The organism is Pseudomonas sp. PvP001 (genome assembly GCF_040546375.1).
GTDB classification, from domain to species: Bacteria; Pseudomonadota; Gammaproteobacteria; order Pseudomonadales; family Pseudomonadaceae; genus Aquipseudomonas; species Aquipseudomonas coleopterorum.
Window position 1 is genome coordinate 546,366 of the sequence record NZ_JBEPNQ010000001.1, and the last position, 17,926, is coordinate 564,291.

At 61.7% G+C, this 17,926-nt stretch carries 17 protein-coding genes and 1 pseudogene; 8 read left to right on the forward strand and 10 right to left on the reverse strand.

Annotation, left to right across the window (positions count from 1 at the left end; genetic code table 11):
• Positions 1–164 precede the first annotated feature (164 nt).
• The 3 genes from ABMD26_RS02380 to ABMD26_RS02390 are packed head-to-tail and all read right to left on the reverse strand — an operon-like array spanning position 165 to position 3,100.
• Positions 165–629, reverse strand: a complete 465-nt coding sequence (locus ABMD26_RS02380; protein WP_354307467.1) for a hypothetical protein — start codon at positions 627–629, stop codon at positions 165–167.
• A complete protein-coding gene (locus tag ABMD26_RS02385; RefSeq protein ID WP_354307469.1) occupies positions 580–2,220 on the reverse strand; it encodes an Ig-like domain-containing protein in 1,641 nt (546 codons plus the stop codon). Before ABMD26_RS02385 ends, ABMD26_RS02380 begins: the two co-directional genes overlap by 50 nt.
• Entirely contained in the window at positions 2,201–3,100 is a 900-nt protein-coding gene (locus ABMD26_RS02390; protein WP_134721045.1) for a hypothetical protein, read from the reverse strand. The genes ABMD26_RS02385 and ABMD26_RS02390 overlap by 20 nt, the downstream gene beginning before the upstream one ends.
• 563 nt (positions 3,101–3,663) lie before the next feature.
• On the opposite strand from ABMD26_RS02390, the gene ABMD26_RS02395 reads away from it, so the two are divergent.
• The 3 genes from ABMD26_RS02395 to ABMD26_RS02405 all read left to right on the forward strand — a co-directional run bounded on the left by ABMD26_RS02395 (position 3,664) and on the right by ABMD26_RS02405 (position 5,727).
• A complete protein-coding gene (locus tag ABMD26_RS02395; RefSeq protein ID WP_167649255.1) occupies positions 3,664–3,813 on the forward strand; it encodes a hypothetical protein in 150 nt (49 codons plus the stop codon).
• Positions 3,814–4,078: 265 nt separating this feature from the next.
• Positions 4,079–5,305: an MFS transporter gene (locus ABMD26_RS02400; protein ID WP_134721047.1), complete on the forward strand. Its 1,227-nt coding sequence runs from the start codon at positions 4,079–4,081 to the stop codon at positions 5,303–5,305.
• A 149-nt stretch (positions 5,306–5,454) separates the two neighbouring features.
• Positions 5,455–5,727 carry a hypothetical protein gene (locus tag ABMD26_RS02405; protein WP_049859274.1) on the forward strand — a complete coding sequence of 91 codons (273 nt, stop codon included), beginning with the start codon at positions 5,455–5,457 and terminating at the stop codon, positions 5,725–5,727.
• An 89-nt stretch (positions 5,728–5,816) separates the two neighbouring features.
• Here ABMD26_RS02405 and ABMD26_RS02410 read toward each other — a convergent pair whose 3' ends face one another.
• Entirely contained in the window at positions 5,817–6,770 is a 954-nt protein-coding gene (locus ABMD26_RS02410) for a FecR family protein (protein ID WP_122741961.1), read from the reverse strand.
• A gap of 48 nt (positions 6,771–6,818) precedes the next feature.
• Positions 6,819–7,337 (reverse strand): sigma-70 family RNA polymerase sigma factor, encoded by a 519-nt coding sequence (locus ABMD26_RS02415; RefSeq protein ID WP_049859273.1) that lies wholly within the window; start codon positions 7,335–7,337, stop codon positions 6,819–6,821.
• Positions 7,338–7,520: 183 nt separating this feature from the next.
• Here ABMD26_RS02415 and ABMD26_RS02420 point away from each other — a divergent pair, with 183 nt between their 5' ends.
• Both ABMD26_RS02420 and ABMD26_RS02425 read left to right on the forward strand, forming a co-directional pair.
• Positions 7,521–9,977 (forward strand): TonB-dependent siderophore receptor, encoded by a 2,457-nt coding sequence (locus ABMD26_RS02420; protein ID WP_354307473.1) that lies wholly within the window; start codon positions 7,521–7,523, stop codon positions 9,975–9,977.
• 25 nt (positions 9,978–10,002) lie between these two features.
• A complete protein-coding gene (locus ABMD26_RS02425) occupies positions 10,003–11,571 on the forward strand; it encodes a PepSY-associated TM helix domain-containing protein (protein WP_354307475.1) in 1,569 nt (522 codons plus the stop codon).
• 21 nt (positions 11,572–11,592) lie between these two features.
• Here the strand turns inward: ABMD26_RS02425 and ABMD26_RS02430 are convergent, their stop codons facing one another.
• Positions 11,593–12,066: a nuclear transport factor 2 family protein gene (locus tag ABMD26_RS02430; protein WP_049859259.1), complete on the reverse strand. Its 474-nt coding sequence runs from the start codon at positions 12,064–12,066 to the stop codon at positions 11,593–11,595.
• Between the two features lie 25 nt (positions 12,067–12,091).
• On the reverse strand, positions 12,092–12,559 hold the full coding sequence (gene cynS, locus ABMD26_RS02435; protein ID WP_134721075.1) for a cyanase: 468 nt from the start codon (positions 12,557–12,559) through the stop codon (positions 12,092–12,094).
• Between the two features lie 126 nt (positions 12,560–12,685).
• Here cynS and cynR point away from each other — a divergent pair, with 126 nt between their 5' ends.
• Positions 12,686–13,567 carry a transcriptional regulator CynR gene (cynR, locus tag ABMD26_RS02440; RefSeq protein ID WP_354307477.1) on the forward strand — a complete coding sequence of 294 codons (882 nt, stop codon included), beginning with the start codon at positions 12,686–12,688 and terminating at the stop codon, positions 13,565–13,567.
• 83 nt (positions 13,568–13,650) lie between these two features.
• Positions 13,651–14,091, forward strand: a complete 441-nt coding sequence (gene tspO / locus ABMD26_RS02445; RefSeq protein ID WP_056842973.1) for a tryptophan-rich sensory protein TspO — start codon at positions 13,651–13,653, stop codon at positions 14,089–14,091.
• A 27-nt stretch (positions 14,092–14,118) separates the two neighbouring features.
• Here tspO and ABMD26_RS22070 read toward each other — a convergent pair whose 3' ends face one another.
• Both ABMD26_RS22070 and ABMD26_RS22075 read right to left on the reverse strand, forming a co-directional pair.
• On the reverse strand, positions 14,119–14,982 hold the full coding sequence (locus ABMD26_RS22070; RefSeq protein WP_375143220.1) for a methyl-accepting chemotaxis protein: 864 nt from the start codon (positions 14,980–14,982) through the stop codon (positions 14,119–14,121).
• A pseudogene (locus ABMD26_RS22075) lies at positions 14,974–15,756 on the reverse strand (MCP four helix bundle domain-containing protein); the annotation flags it as partial. The pseudogene ABMD26_RS22075 and the gene ABMD26_RS22070, both read right to left, overlap by 9 nt.
• A gap of 169 nt (positions 15,757–15,925) precedes the next feature.
• On the opposite strand from ABMD26_RS22075, the gene ABMD26_RS02455 reads away from it, so the two are divergent.
• Positions 15,926–17,116 (forward strand): sensor histidine kinase, encoded by a 1,191-nt coding sequence (locus ABMD26_RS02455; protein WP_354307481.1) that lies wholly within the window; start codon positions 15,926–15,928, stop codon positions 17,114–17,116.
• 98 nt (positions 17,117–17,214) lie between these two features.
• Here the strand turns inward: ABMD26_RS02455 and ABMD26_RS02460 are convergent, their stop codons facing one another.
• On the reverse strand, positions 17,215–17,850 hold the full coding sequence (locus tag ABMD26_RS02460; RefSeq protein ID WP_192065989.1) for a LysE family translocator: 636 nt from the start codon (positions 17,848–17,850) through the stop codon (positions 17,215–17,217).
• Between the last annotated feature and the right edge of the window lie 76 nt (positions 17,851–17,926).

Here is a 17,926-nt window from a genome sequence, read left to right on the forward strand (position 1 = left end):
GCAGACGTGCAACAACTTTGTACGCTGCCAGACAAGGTATTGTGCGTAAAAACGCCCGGACTGACGTGCTTTGCTGCTACTCGCCGAGCTCAAGTAATCTTGGGTCATCAGCTCGCAAGCCTCCGAGTGATAACTGGAGGCCTGCGTATAGCGTCACTTTCCGTTTACCGCGCTTTTGAAAGAGAAATAGTAAACGTACGCGGCGCAGAGGATTCACCGACGCCCTGGAGCTCCTTGGCTGTCAACGAGTGAGGTCCTGTTGCCAGCCCTGTCAGGACCAGGCTCCAGACACCGCTGGCGTCCACGGTGGCGATGCCCTTGGCGGCCTGACCGTCGTAGATCATTACCACCGGGCTGGCCAGGGCCGTGCCTGTAAGCGCAATACGGGTATCGGACGTGCTGCCGCCATTGCTGACTTCGCCCTGCGAATCCCGCACGCTGACGATGACCGGTCGCGTCCCGGCCAGAACGCTGAACGTGCGTGGCGCAGACACAAGGCCGTTGCCATAGATCGCCTTGACGGTGAGCGAGTGAGGCCCAGGCAACAGACCGGTCAGGTTGAAGATCCAGACGCCGCCGTTACCGGCGGTGGCTCTGCCCCTGGAGGTCTGAGCGTCGAAAACTTCCAAGACCTGACCCCGCCGAAGCGATCCCGGCCAGCAGCACATCGGCATCGGATGTGGTGCCACCTTCGCTGACCTCGCCGTGGGAATCGTGCACACTGGAAAGGATGGGTTTCATCTCGGCCAAGGTGCTGAACGTCCGCGCAACCGACACCTGACCGCTGCCGTACATGGCCTTGGCGGTTACCGAGTGAGCGCCGATTGCCAGCCCCGTCAGGTTGAAGGTCCATGCTCCGTTGGCGCTCACATGGGCACTGCCCAATGCGGTCTGGCCGTCGAACAGCTCTACAGCCTGATGGGCTGCAGCTGTACCGGAGATCGTCAGGTGGGTGTCGACCGTTGTGCCACCGTTGCTCACCTCACCCTGCAAATCGCGCACGCTGTCGATGGTCGGTTTGGCATCGACCCAGATGATGAACGTACGCGGCGCCGAGACCAGCCCTGATCCATAGCGCGCCTTGGCCGTGATCGAATGCGTGCCGATCGCCAGATTCGTCAGGGACGCGGTCCACTCGCCATTGCTGCCAACCGCGACAGTGCCTTTCGAAGTCTGGCCGTCAAAGAGCTCCACGCTCTGCGCCGCCATCGCTGCACCTGTGACCGTTACCGACGTGTCGGTGGTTGCCGATCCCTGGCTCAGCTCCTTGCCCGAATCCCGCACGCTGGTAATCGCCGGATTAATTTCCGGCCTGGGTGGGGTGACGGCTTGTTCGCTGACATGAAAGCTGTAAGGCGATGCGGCGCTGAGGTCGACCCGAACCAATGGAATGACCTGGCCCGTCACAGTGAAATAGTCACGTTGTATGAACTGCGCACCTGCCAGGCCGACTTCGCGGGTCTGCTGGGAAAGATAGAACACCGCTTCCAAAGGCAGCGCAGTCGTGGTACCGGTCGGCCATGTTTCGAGCATGACCTCATTGTGATAAGGCCGCTCCTGGCTCGGCACCAGAAAATGATCACGCACCGCCAGGCTTAGAGCAAAGTCGTCAGGGTCAGCACCGAACGAGCACTGGTGATAGTTACGCTGCGAATGATTGCCGCTGCCACCTACAGCGTTGTAATGGGTTTTCCACCGCTCGATAGTATTGACGGGGGGTGTCTGCGCGGCACACGCTCTGCTGTCACGTGGATACAACGAGTGCGGGCCACAGCCTTTTTCGGTTGTCCGACCGTCAGTACTTGCATCGCTCGGGTATGAGCACAACACCCTCACGTCACGTTGGCCATCCTGGGCACTGGCGGCGTTGTTCTTGAAGATGAACCCCTGCGTCTGGTTAGCGATGAACCGTTGAATACCAAGATCTTTTCGCAAGTAGGAAAAGGATATACCGCCAATCGTGATCGATGTGGGGCTTGGGTCCCATGCGTGATAGCGAGTATTGGCACCCGTCGTGCGCATGAAGACACCGTTGCAGAAGTAAGCCGCCTTGCCATTGCAATCGTTGCGAGTGTCCGTGTACCGCCTGTTCAATGCCTCGGCAACGAGCCGACCCTGCTCGAAGGTCTCGGACACAATCGACACACTGATATTGTCGGAACGTATGGTGGTGCCGACGCCGCCCACTTTGTAGGTGTAGTTAAACGGTGTAGCTGACATTGTCTATATAGATTGGTTTTGCACCCGAAGTATAAAGTATCACCTGGCTTATCTTGCCATAAAAGTAATAGGCGCTATCCACTTCAAGCCAGCCATTTATACGGGGAGGCTGAAACCTGATGATTCGATCGCCCTCGAACCGTATTTCAATCACGTCCATGATGGGGGCATCCTGGTTCAGCCCTAGTCTGAACGTGCTGGCCAGCGACTCGAAAATGAATTGAAAGATTGCCCCTCTGCTTGAGCGCGAAGTACAGACAATGGATTTTCCTGTGATGAATGGCGGCTGCTGGAAGGATTCGCTCAGTTGAAATTCCCCATTGCTGTCCGCGACAATCCGGCACCCTGAAAGCTGGATGACTTTGGGATCTACACTTGCAAACCCTTCGAAATCCTCCCTGAACAACTGTTTGATTGGCCTGCCTCTTTCAATATCTATCGGCGCAGGTTCAGAATCGCTGTAAACACCTCCTTGCGTCTGAGCGACTCGATATTCGAATGCCACCGCTCGGTTCTCGTTCTTCAGCACTTCAGTTTTGCTGATCTTGAAATCCAAGGGCGCTGTCGTGCTCACCACTTGCACCGGCGCAGTTTGCTCCCTCGATCCATTCTGCCCCGTGAACCTGGCATAAACCCACTGCCCGGCTGCCTGCCCCCCATAAGCCGGCACCCGTACATTCACCCCATCCGCAGGAATGGTGGTAGGGTCCAGATACCCATTCTCGGCACCGGTTACGACAGGTGCGGGTAAATCCAGTTTCATAGTAGCCATGACAGCATCTCCTTCAGGAAACAAGGTAGCGGCACTTTCCAACCCAGCGCCGGACAGGTCGACTTTCAACTCCACACCCAGCGTCGGGGCGTTTTCCAGTTTCAGCAACAGTGTTGATTGTTCAAGAAACTAGTCCGGACGATTGACAAATGCAAATAGCGAAACCCGTAATAAGACAAACAAGAAAGTGCGCGCAAGCCCATGTATTGAAACGTATTTCGTAGAAATGCCACATCCAAAACCACGAACACAAAATTAAGTATATTTTTGTACAAAAGAGCCAACCCAGAAAACAACCATTCACTAAAACCGCAAATTAGGTATCGATGCCGGCACTGGCCAGGTGACTGACTAAAACAACTACAGTTGGCCGCAGCAAACTTGCACCGTTCTCTAACTTCAGGATTCTCGTGATTTCAGGTCGTTCATGGATCGGTCGCTGTCGATTCGTCAGGCCGTGTACGGCTTGGCAGGAATTCCAGTGGCCAGCAAACCGGAGGCTGGCGTCTCGGACGTTGAACAGAAAGATGAATGGATTCAGCCCCAACCCCAGCGGGCGTTGGGCCGAGCGACCCCTCCCGTGCTGCAGTGAAGATATGTTCATCCTTGCCCCCGCTTTTCCGCCCTAGACTCCAGGGGCAAACATCATGAACTGACAGGAGTTGACCATTATGTTTTCCCACGAAAGCACTGGATTGATCGCGTTGTACATCATCGTCGCGCTGATCGTGGTAAGTACCGCAGGGCATATTGCGCACAGCCACTGGCAGTATCGTCAGGGCAAGCGTGACCGATCTTTGGAGCGTAATGGACGGGACTGACTGGGCTGGGGCCAGGCGCTCGGTTCGTGGGGAGAATGATGTGCTGGATCTTCGGACGGATCGTGCGGCTGGATAAATGAACGCGTGTAGGCAGGCCTCTTCGCGACCAAAGAGCTCGCTGCCTGCCCCGCTGAATCGATCGTGCTGATGATGACTATCAAGGCTCGCGCCTCGGTGATGGTCGCCACCCTGCCTTATACTCGCCGCCAATCCCCCCGTTACCTCCGCTTGCTCGCAGGCGACTGTCTCCTTGGAATCCATTCCCATGCCAAGTCCCCATCAGGCCGCCCCAGGCCTTTCCGAACCCAATTCGCAGAGCGTCAAGCAGCAGTGGCTGGCCATTCTTTCGGTAGCCGTTGGCGCCTTCGCCTTGGTGACCAGCGAATTCCTGCCCGTGGGCGTACTCAACGATGTCGCCAGCGATCTGGGCATCAGTGCCGGGCAGGCTGGCCTGATGGTCACCCTGCCCGGCATCATGGCCGCCCTGGCCGCGCCGTTGCTGTCGGTGGGCATCGGCGCCATGGACCGTCGCTACCTGCTGACCGGCCTGACGCTGATCATGATCATCGCCAACTGCATCGTCTCCTTCGCCAATGATTTCAACGTGCTGTTGTTCGGCCGGGTATTGCTGGGAGTCAGCATTGGTGGCTTCTGGGCGACCGCCATTGCGTTGAGCGGTCGCCTGGCACCCAGGGGTGTCGGCGTGGCCAAGGCCACGTCGATCATCATGATGGGCGTGACCCTGGCCACGGTACTGGGCGTGCCCGTGGGCACCTGGCTCAGCGGCTTGATGGGCTGGCGCATGACTTTCCTGGTCACTGCGCTGGTGGGTGTGCCGGTGCTGCTGGCGCAGATCTTTTTGCTGCCGCCGCTGCACCCGGACCGCGCCATTCGGGTCAGCGACCTGCCGGCCCTGTTCACCAATCCCCAGGCGCGGGTGGGTTTGATCGCCGTGCTGCTGATCGGTCTGGCGCATTTTGCCGCGTACACCTATGTCGCGCCGTTCTTCAAGCAAAGTGCCGGTTTCGACGGGCCGACCATTGGCTCGCTGTTGCTGCTCTACGGGATGGCCGGGGTGCTGGGCAACGTGTTCGCCGGCTTCGCCGCCAACCGCAACGTGCGCTACACCTTGCTGCTGGTGGCGCTGATGATCGGCACCAGCACGGCCCTGTTCCCGCATTTCGCCACCGGCCTTGTCGGCGCCGCGATGCTGATCGCTCTGTGGGGTTTTGCCTTCGGCGCGTTCCCGGCCTGCTCCAGTATCTGGATGTTCGTGGTCGCGCCCAAGGACGTCGAGCGCGGCATGCCGCTGTTCGTCGCGCTGTTTCAGGTAATCATCGCGCTGGGTTCGTTCTTCGGCGGGCAGATCGTCGACCAGCTGGGCAGCTCGGTGCTGCTGAGCCTGGCCACAGCCTTGGTCGGCGCAGGTTTTGCGACGGTGCTGGTGTTGGGCCGCAAGGTCAGCAACAACGTGGTGGCCCAGCCCTGTTGAGCCCGCGTGCGCTGACGATCCCGGCAGGATTGTCAGCGCACCTGCGCAGATTGCAAAAAAATTTTGAACTGACTTTCCGCCCATTCACCTAATGATCAGCCTGTGAATATTCCCACAGGCATTGTGTCAATATCGGCACTCTCCGAGAGGTGGTCAACGTGGCTAAAGACGAAAAGAAAACCAAAAGTGACGCTTCGAAAGCCAGCAAGGAATTGAAGGACAAAAAGTCGTCACCGGAAAAGAAATCTGCCGCAGCCTCAGCGCTTTCGAAGTCCTCCGACAAGGAGAAAAAAGACAAGAAGAAAGACGCCGAGCCGAAGAAAACCGCAAAGAAAGCTGACAGCAAGCCGGAAAAGGCTGAGAAAGCCAAGAAGTCCGACAAAGTGGAAAAAGCTGAAAAGCCTGCGAAGAAGAAAAAGTGACATTCGCTGTCTGCTAGGGCCCCGCGCCCTAGCGTTCCCTCTGTATTCCCCTGCCTCTCCTCCCCCGGCTATCCCGTTCTCGACGCCTTTCACGCGCGCGTCTGATTCACCACCACCACGGTCAGCCAAGGCATTCGATAGATCCGTACCGGTTGAGTCCGGGCAAGCACATCGAGCATGCCGGGAACATCGTCGAGGTTGAACACACCGCTCACCGCTGTGCTGGGCAAGCGACCGGCGATGACCAGCGAGCCGGGCAGGTAACGTTCGATGTCAGCGAATACCTCGGCCAGCGGCTGCCGATTGAAGATCAGCTTGCCGCGCTGCCACGCCGACGCCGTACCCAGGTCCAGAACGCCTGTCGCCGACGGTGTCGCGCCAGCGGTGTAGGCCAGGCGCTGAGCGGCCTTCAACGGCACTACGGCGCCACCGGACGAGACCCTCACTTCTCCTTCCGTTACCCCTACACGCACCTGTTCACCCTGGCGGTCGACATCGAAACGAGTGCCCACCGCCTGCACGCTGCCGCCTAAGGACTGAACCACGAACGGCCGCATGGCATCCTTGCTGACTTCGAACAACGCCTCACCCTTGAGCAGGCTGATCTCGCGCCGCGCTGCCGAGTAATTCACCGACAAGGCCGAGCCGCTGTTCAACCAGACCTGGCTGCCGTCTTCCAGGGTCAACGCCCGGCGTTCACCGACCGCCGTGGCGTAGTCGGCGAAATAGACCTTGGCCGGCTCGCTCAAGCCGGTCAACGCCAGCGCGCCCAGCCCGGCGGCCAATGCCGCCCAGCGCAGCGGCCGTCGCTCGCGCCTGGGTGGAGCGACGAAGGTTTGCGCTGTGTGGGTCTGTGGCAGTGCCTGCCACATCGTTTCGGCCAGCCGTGCTGCGGCTTCATGGTCCGCACTCTGCCCACGCCAACGGGCGAAAGCGTGGCGATCGGCATCACTGGCCTGGCCGGACGTCAGGTGCACCCACTGCTCGATGGCCTGGTCTTCCAGATCAGTGGCGCAAGGGGCGCGGTTCACAGGTTCGGTCATGGTGAGGGGCTCACAGGCGCCGCCGGAAGGAAATCGGTTGCGTGCATTCTAGAGGCACTCCGACTGACGAAGCCAATCGCGGCAATGACGCATGGCGAGCACCAGGTACTTGCCCACCGAGCTTTCCGAGACCCCGAGGCGCAGGGCGATCTGGGCGTGGGTCAGGCCTTCCAGACGGCTGAGCAGCAACGCCAGGCGGGCGTTGCTGGGCAAATGCTGCAGGGCATGGTCGAGTTGCTCGATGGCCTCGGCAGCCAGGAAGGTGCGCTCCGGCGAGGCGATGGGATCGCAGGGCTCTTCGTCCGGCTCCTCGACCTGCAGCGCGCAATAGCGCCGCTCCTGGCGCAGGCGGTCGATGGCCAGATTGCCCGCCACGCGGAACACGAACGCGCGAGGTTCGAGAATCTGCGCCGTGTCTGCCAACCCGGCCAGGCGTACGTAGGTGTCCTGGGCCACGTCGGCCGCCTTCTCCACATTCCCCAGGCGCCGAGCCAGAAAGGCCAGCAGGTCGGCATAGTGCTCCTGAAAGACCATCAGCAAAGGGTTGGAATTGGGTGACACGGACATTCGCACGGCCCCGGCGGTTGAGGGCCGCATCCTATCCCAATTGAGAACTCTTATCATCAGAATGGCGGATGATAATGAAAATAATTTCAATCTGGACGGCAAGGTTTGCCCTGCTCGTTCGTCGTTGGAGAGAGACCCCTGATTCTCGGGCATTTCATCTTCATTCGATAACGGACGTTTCAGATGCAGGCACGTTTTCCGCACTTCGCTCCCGCCGCCGGTCGCACCCTGACCCTGGCGCTGATGCTGGCCATGACGACCGGCTTGCCGATGCTTTCACTTTCGGCACAAGCGGCCGAAGCCAGCACGGCGCTGGACCTGCAATCGGTCGAGCAGTCGCTGGACCAGGCATTGACCCGGTTGGCGGACCAGGCCAACGTGCGGTTGATCTTCAACTCGGCGGACGTGGCCAACCTGCGTGCTCCTGCCTTGAAGGGCCGGTACACCCTCAGCCAGGCCATGGAAATCCTGTTGCGCGGCAGCGGCTTCACCTGGCAACTGCTGGACGAGCGCACCCTGGTGCTGCAGAAACTGCCCGCCCGCGATGACCAGGCCATGGCCTTGGGCGCCACCACCGTCAATGCCATGAACGACCTGGGCAGCACCACCGATGGCACCGGCTCCTACACCACCGGCAGCAGCAGTACCGCCGCCAAGCTCAATCTGAGCCTCAAGGAAACCCCGCAGACCGTCAGCGTGGTGACCCGTCAGTTGATGGACGACAAGAAACTCACCAGCCTGGACAAGGTGCTCGAACAAACCCCAGGCATCACCTTCCAGTACCGCAACTTCGGCGGCCACGTGTACACCTCGCGCGGGTTCTCGCTGCTGGCGGAAAGCTTTCTGGTCGATGGCGTTCCCGGTCAGGGTTACCAGATCACCGGCTGGATGAAGCCCGACACCGCCATCTACGATCGCGTCGAGGTCCTGCGCGGCGCGAGCGGTCTGTTGGTGGGTGCCGGCGAGCCGGGTGGTGCGGTGAATCTGGTGCGCAAACGCCCGACCGCCGAACCTCGGCTGACGGTGCAAGCCAGTGCCGGATCCTGGGACCGTTACCGCATGGACCTGGACGCCAGCGGCAAGCTCAACGATGCCGGCAACGTACGCGGACGGCTGGTCACCGCCTACGAAGACAACGGCTCCTACCTGGACGAGCGCAACACGCGCACGCCGCTGGTGTACGGCATCGTCGAGGCCGATCTCGATCCTGACACCACGGTGAGCCTGAGCCTGCGCCACCAGCAGAACGTCATCAACGGCTATTCGATCTACGGCCTGCCGCGCTACAGCAACGGCAACGCGCTGGACATATCCCGCTCCACCTCCCTGGTGCAGGACTGGAACCGGCACCAAAGCGAGATGAGCGAAGCGTTCGCCGAAATCGAACATCGCTTCAACGAGCGCTGGTCGAGCACCACTTCGGTGACCGTGTCCCAAGGCAGCTTCGATCAGCAGATCGCCTACGCGCGCCGGACCATCAGCCCGGTGACCAATACCGGCTCGGTGTTCCAGGCGGCGCTGTTCCGCCAGGACGAAGTGACCAGCACCGGCCTGGACAGCCATGTCAGCGGCAACTTCGATGCCTTCGGCCTGACCCACGACGTCACCGTCGGCGGCACCTGGTCGCGCCAGGAAGCCAATACCCAGCAGGCCACGGCCAGCCTGCGCAACCAGCCGCTGAACATCTTCGACGTGGATCACCACGCCATCGCCAAGCCCGCCCGGCCGGCGTGGACCACGGACATCGACATGACCGAGGAGCGTGCGGGCCTGTACGCCAACTCCCGGCTGCGCCTCAGCGAGCCATTGAGCCTGGTGCTCGGCGGCCGCGCGAGCTGGTACGACTACACCTACGACATCAAGCGCGGCGCCGCCCTGCCCTATGAGTCCAAGGTGACGCGCAAGGTCACGCCCTACGCCGGGCTGATCTACGACATCAACGATGACTGGTCGTGGTACGCCAGCTACGCGGAAATCTTCAACGCTCAGGGCAACTACGTCGACACCCGCGGCACACCGCTCTCCCCCTCCGAGGGTGACAACTACGAGACCGGCATCAAAGGCGCCCTGTTCGACAACCGCCTGAACCTGTCGATGGCGTTGTTCTACATCAAGCAGACCGACGTCGCCCTGGTGGACCTGGCCAACACCAACTGCACCAGCAACGACTCCGAGGGCACCTGCTACGTCAATGGCACCATCAAGCGCAGCAAGGGCATCGACCTGGAGGCCAGCGGCGAGATCCTGCCGGGCTGGCAAGTGTTCGGTGGCTACACCTTCAATTTGCTGCGCAACAACACCGAGGACGTCGAAGTCGCCTACGAGACGCCCAAGCACATGCTGCGCCTGCAGACCAGCTACAACCCGCCCGGCACCTGGGACCGGCTGACCGTGGGCGGCGGTGTTTCGGCGCAGTCCTACTACAAGGCATCGTCGACCACGGGGCTGGACTTCGGCAGCCAGGGCTACGCCATCTGGGATGCCCGCGTGGCCTGGAAACTGGACGATCACTGGCGGGTGCAACTCAACGCCGAGAACCTGTTCGACAAGCGCTACTACACCACCGCAGTGGCGGTCGACCGTTCGAACGTGTTCGGCGAGCCGCGCAGCTACATGCTGACATTGCGAGGCGATTTCTGATCGGATCGGTACAGGACGCATTGCAGTGAAGGGCTCGCTGCGCCGGTCGATGGCCTGGCTGCACACCTGGTGTGGCCTGGTGTGCGGCTGGGTGCTGTGCGTGATTTTCCTCACCGGCTCGCTGAGCGTGTTCCGCGAACCCATCACGCGCTGGATGGAGGCGCAGCCAATCGCCACGTCCGACGCTGGCGCTTGGGTGAACGAGGGGCTGGCCGCATCCCAGGCGCAGCGCTACCTTGCGACACATGCCTCGGGCGCACGGCTGTGGCGGGTGCAGTTGCCGGCGCATCCGGGTGAAGCGGTGCGCCTGCTCTGGCGGGACGACAGCGGCACCCGGCAGATCGCCCTCGATCCTGCGACCGGCACACCGTTACCGCCGGCGGCGCTGCGCCAGACCGAAGGGGGCCGGCATTTCATGTCGTTCCACTACATGCTGCAACTGCCGGTGCTGGGATTCTGGATCGTCGGCGCACTGACCGTCGGCTTTCTGGTGGCGCTGGTCTCCGGCGCAATCATCCACCGGCGTATCTTCGCCGACTTCTTTACCTTCCGGCCCGGTACCGGCCCGCGTGCCTGGCTCGATGCGCACAATGCCGCGGCCGTGCTGACGCTGCCGTTCCTGCTGATGATCGCCTACACCGGGCTGTGCATCTTCGCCAGCACCTACATGCCCTGGCCCGTGCAAGCGGTGTACGGTTCGGACGATGGCGCCTATGCACGCTTCACCGCCGAGCTCGCCGCCGAACCGACCGAAGCCCGCTCCGTGATGCAACCGATTGGTACGGCGCCGGACTGGGAGAGTCTTCTCGACCAGGCCCGTACGCTCACCGGGCAACCGGCGCAGATGCTGCTGGTGAATGCACCAGGCGCCGCCAATGCGAGCGTACGCATCATCGGCCGTGCGGACCTCGGGCAGCCTGCGGACCACCTGTTCACGCCCCAGGCCAGCGTGCTGTTCGACGCGGCCAGCGGTGACGTGCTGCAGGTCCGGCGGCCAGACCCGGCCAGCGTGTCCCTGGGCTCCCGGATAGAAGGCGTGGTGCGCTCCCTGCACTTCGCCGACTTCGGCAGCTGGGCACTGCGCTGGGTGTACTTCGCCAGCGGCCTGCTGGGTACATCGATGATGGTGGCGGGCACCGTGCTGTTCTCGATCAAGCGACGGATCAAGGGCCAGCGCGAATTTGGCGACGCCACGCGACGCTTCTACCACTGCGTCGAGGCCTTCAACGTGGCATGCAGCGTCGGCATCGGGATGGCGTGCTGTGGTTATTTCTACGCCAACCGCCTGCTGCCGCTCGAGTTACCGGACCGTGCGCAATGGGAAATACGCGCCTTTGTGCTGATCTGGGCGGCGACCTTGTTGCACGCGCTGTGTCGGCCACGCCTGCGGGCATGGACCGAGCAGCTGGGCCTGACCGCGATACTGTGTCTGTGCCTGCCGCTGCTCAACCAATGGACCACGGGCCAGGCGTTGTGGCACTACGCATGCGTCGGCGACTGGCAACGGGCGAGCGTGGAAGCGGTGTGCCTGGGCTTTGGTGCGTTGCTGGTATTTGCCTTGAAGAAGCTGCATCGGCAGCGCTCGCTGCCCTGATTGCTGCCCGTCATCTCCTCCTCAAAGCCCCAGATCACTCAAGCCTGGGTGATCGTCGGGGCGGCGGCCCAGGGGCCAGTGGTATTTGCGCTCGGACTCGGCAATGGGCAGGTCGTTGATGCAGGCGAAGCGCCGTTGCATGAGCCCGTTGGCGGCAAACTCCCAGTTCTCGTTGCCGTAGGAACGAAACCAGTTGCCCGAATCGTCGTGCCACTCATAGGCGTAACGCACGGCGATGCGGTTGTCGGCAAAGGCCCACAGTTCCTTGATTAGGCGATAGTCCAGCTCTTTGCGCCATTTGCGTTCGAGAAACGCCTGGGCCTGGGCGCGCCCTTCGATGAACTCGCTGCGGTTACGCCAGTAGGTGTCCTGGGTATACGCCAGCGCCACCTTGGCGGCATCGCGGGAGTTCCAGCCATCCTCGGCGCCACGCACCTTCTGGATCGCGGTTTCAAGGGTGAACGGCGGCAGTGGCAGGCGTTTCTCTTCGCTCATGTCGATGCTCCTAGAGTCGATGCTCCTAGAAAGGTTTGTAAGGCAGGAATTTGCCGTCCAGCGTGATCACGGCGCGCGATCCGCCTTCTGGGTCTTCGACCTTCTTGATGTCGAGCTTGAAATTGATCGCGCTGATAATGCCATCACCGAACTGCTCGTGGACCAGCGCCTTCAGGGTCGTGCCATAGACCTGGACCATCTCGTGGAAGCGATAGATCGTCGGATCGTTCGACACGTCTTCGGCATTGCCGCGCAGGGGTATGGTCTGCAACTCGACCACCGCTTCGGCGTCCAGCCCCAACCGTTCGGCCACCACTTCGGCCACTGCCTGAGGCAATGGATGCTGGCCCAACAGCGCGGCGGTCACATACACCGTGCTCAACCCGGTGCCTTCGGCCAGGCCCGCCCAGGTCAGGTTGTTCACGGTCTTGGCCTGCAGGACGCGCTCGGTCAGGGTCTGGCGTGGTGCCTTGGAAACGTTGCTCTGGGACATGGTCGATTCTCCGGATGGGAACGCAAGGTCAGGTGTAACGCTTGGAAGCACAGAATCAACAAAACCCACCATAATGGCCAAGACTCATTTCAGATCATTTCCATAATTCCAACTTATGGTGAAGCCGTGCTGCTACGTCATATCCGCTACCTGCTGGCCGTTGCCGATCACGGTAATTTCACCCGCGCCGCCGAGGCGCTGCACGTGTCCCAACCTGCGTTGTCGCAACAGATAAAGCAACTGGAATCGAGCATGGGCGTGCCCCTGTTCGACCGCAGTGGCCGCAGCATCGTCCCCACCGATGCCGGTCGCGTGTACCTGGAACATGCGCGGCGCTCGCTGCGAGAGCTGGAGGCGGGTCGGCGCGCGGTGATGGACGTCAGCGACCTGTCGCGTGGCCAACTGCGCCTGGGCGTCACGCCGACTTTCAGCGAATACCTGGTGGCGCCGCTGATCGACCGTTTCTCGGCACAGTACCCAGGGGTGGCGATCAGCCTCACGGAAATGTCGCTGGAACAGATCCTCGACGCCCTGGCCCGCGATCTGTTGGATGTAGCCATCGGCTTTACCGGCGAGCATGGCGCCGACATCGATGCGCAACCGCTGTTCGAGGAGAAACTGTGCCTGGTCACGGCAGGCTCGGCGCTGGACCCCGGCCTGCAGAACAAGGCGCTGACCCTGGCCGATCTGCAGACGCTGCGCTTCGCCCTGCTGGCCCCGGCCTTTGCCACGCGCATCTCGGTGGATGCCTGGTGCCGCAAACAGCGCTTCACGCCCAACATTGCCCTGGAAGCGAATTCGATCGCCATATTGCTCAAGGTGATCAAGCAGGGGCGCATGGTGACGATCCTGCCCGATGCCATCGTGCGCGAGCAGCCCGACCTCTACGAGCTTCGTACCAGCCCGGTGCTGCCCAGGCGCACGGCGGCCTTGCTGCGGCGCAAGAACGGCTATCGCAGCGTCGCCGCCGATGCGTTCGCCCAGTTGGTAAAAGGTTCGCAGGCGTGAACGCACCGGTACCGGCCGCAAACTTTTTCCGGATTCAGGCGTCAGCTTGATAGCGACCTTTCGCTATAGAACAAGGACTCACCATGGTTTTCTTCATCTTCCTCCTGGCCTGCGCCGCTGCAGCAAGCACCGGCATCATCTTCAAACCCGGCCAGTGGTACGCCTCGTTGGTCAAACCCCGTTTCACCCCGCCGAACTGGGCCTTTCCCGTAGCCTGGACGGTCATCTACCTGCTGCTGGCCTGGGCCGGCTACCGCCTGACCCAACTGACCGGCAGCGAGACGGTCCTGGCGCTCTGGGCCGCGCAGATCGCCCTCAATACCCTGTGGACACCGGTATTCTTCGGCGCCCACCGCCTGCTGGCCGGTCTGGTGATCATCGTATTGCTGTGGCTGGTGACCGCCGCCATGGTGGTTCTGGCCATCCGCCTGGACCTGATCACCGGGCTGATCCTGTTCCCCTATCTGGCCTGGCTGTGCGTGGCGGCCGCGCTGAACTTCTCGATCCTGCGCAACAACCGCTGAGCGCGGTGCCACGCCGCCTGACTCAGGTCAGATGGCGAACTCACCCACCAATGCCGTCAGGCCGACCGCCAGTCGCGACACCTCGCCACTGGCGGTCGCCGTCTGGGTGGCCCCTGCCGCACTCTGCATCGACAGATCGCGAATGCTGGTGATGTTGCGGTCGATCTCCCGCGCCACCTGAGCCTGCTCTTCGGCAGCGGTCGCGATCACGGTGTTGCGTTCGCTGATCAGGTTGATCGATTCGGAGATCTGGCTGAGCGAGGTACTGGCATGCTGCGCCACGGCCGACGAATCGCTGGCCATCTGCTGGCTCTGCTCCATGGCCTGGACGGCCTGCACCGAATCGGTCTGCATCGAGCCGATCATCTTCTCGATTTCCTGGGTCGATTGCTGCGTGCGGTGCGCCAGAGCGCGCACTTCATCCGCGACCACGGCAAAGCCTCTGCCCTGCTCACCGGCGCGGGCCGCTTCGATGGCGGCGTTCAATGCCAGCAGGTTGGTTTGTTCGGCAATGGCACGGATCACCTCGACCACCGTGTTGATCTCCCGCGCCCGAGCCGACAGCTGCTTGACCTGAGTGCTGGTGCTGCCCACGTTGGTCGCCAGCGCCTGGATAGCGGTCAGGGTCTGTTCGACCTTGCCCAGACCATCCCTCGCCAGCGATTGGGTGGTGGCCGAGGCGTCGGCGGCTTCGGCCGCGTTACGCGCCACCTCGTCGACCGCCGAGCTCATCTGGGTGACCGCACTGGCCGCCTGATTGACTTCATCGTTCTGGCGCACCAGACCCCGGCTGGATTCCTCGGTCACCGCGCTCATCTCTTCCGAGGCGGCGGCCAACTGGCTCGAGCTGTCGGAAATGTGCGCGATCGTCTGCCGCAGGTTGGCCTGCATCCGCGCCAGCGCCGTGAGCATGCTGGCGGCTTCGTCCTGGCCAACCACGACGATCTGTTCGGTCAGGTCCTTGCGCGCGATGCGCTGGGCTATCTGCACGGCTTCGTTGATGGGCTGGGTGATGCTGCGGATCAACAGCGCAGCGAGCAGGATGGTCGCCAGCACTGCTGCGGCGATCAGCGCAATGACCCAATTGCGTCCGGACTCGAAGGTCGCCAGCGCCGCATCGCCGGCGTCGGTGGCACCGCGATCGTTCAGCGCCATGAGCTCTTTGACCTTGCCTTCGAGGGTGTTGGTCAGCGGGCGAATGGCCGTGTTGATCAGAGCAGTTGCCGCAGCGGTGTCGGCCGCACGCAGCATGGGCTCCAGCTGGCCCAGCAATTGGTCGTAAGCAACCGCATCGGACCGTATGGAATCGTAGAGTTTACGGTCATCGTCGCTCCCGACGGTGCTTTCGTAGTGCGCGATGGTTTCCTGAAAAGCACGACGATAGCCCGCAAACGCGGCGATCGTCTGTTCACGAAGCGCGGCATCGGTGGTAGTGGCGCCGCGCAAGCTTTCGAGCCGCAACCTCAGCAGCCCGCTGTTCATCTGTCCTGCGTCACGGATACCCAGCATCCAGTTCGTCTCGACGTCCTGCTCGGCCTCGTAGAGCTTGTTCATCTGGACGATGGAAAGGCAACCAAGGAGTATCACGACCACGACAATGGCCGAGAAGAATGCAATAGCGCGGGGGGCGAGGTTCAGGCGTCGAATGATCATGCAGAATTCCATTGCGATCAGGGGTTGATGCCATGAGTCATCGGCCTGCGGCGCAAACACTTGAGCTAGAGGGGCCTGGGTAAATGTAAGCAAGCGCGAGTACGGGGCTGCTGTATGCCTGTACAGCCATTGGAGGGCAACCTATGTATAATCGCCCGCTTCAACGAATATGGGTCCGCGCATGTCCAACGCCGATTACGAGGGTTCGCTCCCACCACCTGCCGAAATGACCGTCATCCCCGTCATTCTGCGCCTGGTCAAAGAGGCGACCGGTCTGAGATTTGCGGCGGTGGCCAGGGTCACGGCCACACGCTGGGTCGCCTACGCAGTGGACGACTCGGCTCATCTGGACATACGGCCGGGCGATCAGCGGCCACTTGCGCAGACGTTGTGCAACGAAGTCCGTCAGCGTCGCCAGTCACTGGCCTATGGTGAAGGCATGCACGGCTTGGCCGACGGGCGCTACGAGCCGGAAACCCAACCGGACCTGGAAACATTCAAAAGCCATATCTCGGTGCCCATCATCACCTCAGCGGGCGTGTTCGTAGGGACCCTCTGCGGACTGGACCCGGAACCGGTCGCGGTCGAAAATGCCAGCGTGATCGACACCCTCGAACTGTTTGCGCAACTGCTGGCCAGCCATCTGGAACTTCACGCGCGGCTGCACGACAGCCAATCGGAACTGGGTGCATCCGAGGAAACCGGGCGCTTGCGCGAGCAATTCGTGGCGGTACTGGGCCACGACCTGCGCACGCCGATCAGCGCCGTGCGGATGAGTGCCGATCTGCTGGAAGGCCAAGTCAGCGACAAGCGCTCCAAGACCCTCGTAGCCGCGATCCAGAGCAGCGCCAAGCGCATGTCGGCGTTGATCGACGACGTGCTGGACTTCACCCGCTGCCGCCTGGGCAGCCGCTTCGTGATCAACCTGAACCGCGTCGACAACCTGTTCGAAGCGTTGATCCCGGTCATAGCCGAAATCCGCCATGCCCACCCGCTGGCCGATGTCAGCTATCACTACACCGATGCCAAACCCGTCCAGTGCGATTTCGGACGCATCAGCCAGCTGGTCTCCAACCTGCTGTCGAACGCCGTACACCACGGCGCACCCGGCGGACCGATCAGCATCGATGGACGCATCGAGCAGGACAGCCTGGTGCTGTCGTTTTGCAACGAAGGCCTGCCCATCCATCCCGACCGGATGGAACTGCTGTTCAAGCCGTTTACCCGCGCCGACAACGACCGGAATAACGAAGGATTGGGCTTGGGTCTCTACATCTGCTCGCAGATCGCCGAATCCCATGGCGGACAGTTGCAGGTCACCTCCAGCGATCTGCATACGGTGTTTACCGTGCGATTGCCGGTACTTGGATAGCGCTGCCACCACGCCCCTATAGCAGCGGTGCAAACCGCGTCACGGCGTGTGCGTTGCATCAGGCCAGCGCCGGATGACACGCCCCACCCACCACCATCTCACGCTCTACCGAACAGAAGCCTCAAGCCTGCTCCGGCAAACACCATCGCCAAGGCGCCCTCGATCCAGCGGCGCGCCTTTTGATAGGCGCGCACCATCGGCGCTGTGGAAAACACCACCGCGTAGCCGCCGAAGATGGTCACGCTGAGCACGGCGCAACCGGCCAGGATGATGGCGACCGTCGAAGTGGTCGCCCCTGGCCCCAGACCGAGGGTCATCGTCGCGATCCAGCTCAAAATCGCCTTCGGGTTGGTGAGGTGCATCAACAGGCCACGCTGATAGAGCTTCCATCCGGATGCCTTGGGCGCCGATGACAACTCGTTGGCAAAGCGTTCGTTGGAGGTCAGCGCCGAGCGGCAGGCCTTGCTGGCAAGAAAGAGCAGATAGGCGCCCCCTATCACCTTCAAGACGATGAGCGCCTCGGCGTATTGAACGATAACGGCGGAAACCCCTGTCGCGGCCATGGATCCCCAGAAGAACGAACCGCTGATGACACCCGCTGCCAGCATCAGCGCCGGCCGTCTGCCCTGGTGCATCGCTACGCTCATGATCCGCATGTTGCTGGGGCCGGGGCTGGCGGCGCCCATGATGTAGGTCACGAACACCAGCAGTAGAAGGTGAATATCGAATGACATTGAAGGACTCCATTCCAAGGCAGCGGCAGGTTATCGGTTCGGATACCTTATAGTACCGTCACGCTTTGAAGTATCC

Excerpts from the sequence above, each read along its gene's own strand:
- cynS (WP_134721075.1), bottom strand. The coding sequence starts at position 12,559 with ATGTCCCAGAGCAACGTTTCCAAGGCACCACGCCAGACCCTGACCGAG.
- ABMD26_RS02395 (WP_167649255.1), top strand. The coding sequence starts at position 3,664 with ATGTTTTCCCACGAAAGCACTGGATTGATCGCGTTGTACATCATCGTC.
- ABMD26_RS02415 (WP_049859273.1), bottom strand. The coding sequence starts at position 7,337 with ATGTCCGTGTCACCCAATTCCAACCCTTTGCTGATGGTCTTTCAGGAG.
- ABMD26_RS22070 (WP_375143220.1), bottom strand. The coding sequence starts at position 14,982 with ATGCAGGCCAACCTGCGGCAGACGATCGCGCACATTTCCGACAGCTCG.
- tspO (WP_056842973.1), top strand. The coding sequence starts at position 13,651 with ATGGTTTTCTTCATCTTCCTCCTGGCCTGCGCCGCTGCAGCAAGCACC.
- ABMD26_RS02410 (WP_122741961.1), bottom strand. The coding sequence starts at position 6,770 with ATGACCGAACCTGTGAACCGCGCCCCTTGCGCCACTGATCTGGAAGAC.
- ABMD26_RS02430 (WP_049859259.1), bottom strand. The coding sequence starts at position 12,066 with ATGAGCGAAGAGAAACGCCTGCCACTGCCGCCGTTCACCCTTGAAACC.
- ABMD26_RS02460 (WP_192065989.1), bottom strand. The coding sequence starts at position 17,850 with ATGTCATTCGATATTCACCTTCTACTGCTGGTGTTCGTGACCTACATC.
- ABMD26_RS02400 (WP_134721047.1), top strand. The coding sequence starts at position 4,079 with ATGCCAAGTCCCCATCAGGCCGCCCCAGGCCTTTCCGAACCCAATTCG.
- ABMD26_RS02420 (WP_354307473.1), top strand. The coding sequence starts at position 7,521 with ATGCAGGCACGTTTTCCGCACTTCGCTCCCGCCGCCGGTCGCACCCTG.
- ABMD26_RS02455 (WP_354307481.1), top strand. The coding sequence starts at position 15,926 with ATGTCCAACGCCGATTACGAGGGTTCGCTCCCACCACCTGCCGAAATG.
- ABMD26_RS02385 (WP_354307469.1), bottom strand. The coding sequence starts at position 2,220 with ATGTCAGCTACACCGTTTAACTACACCTACAAAGTGGGCGGCGTCGGC.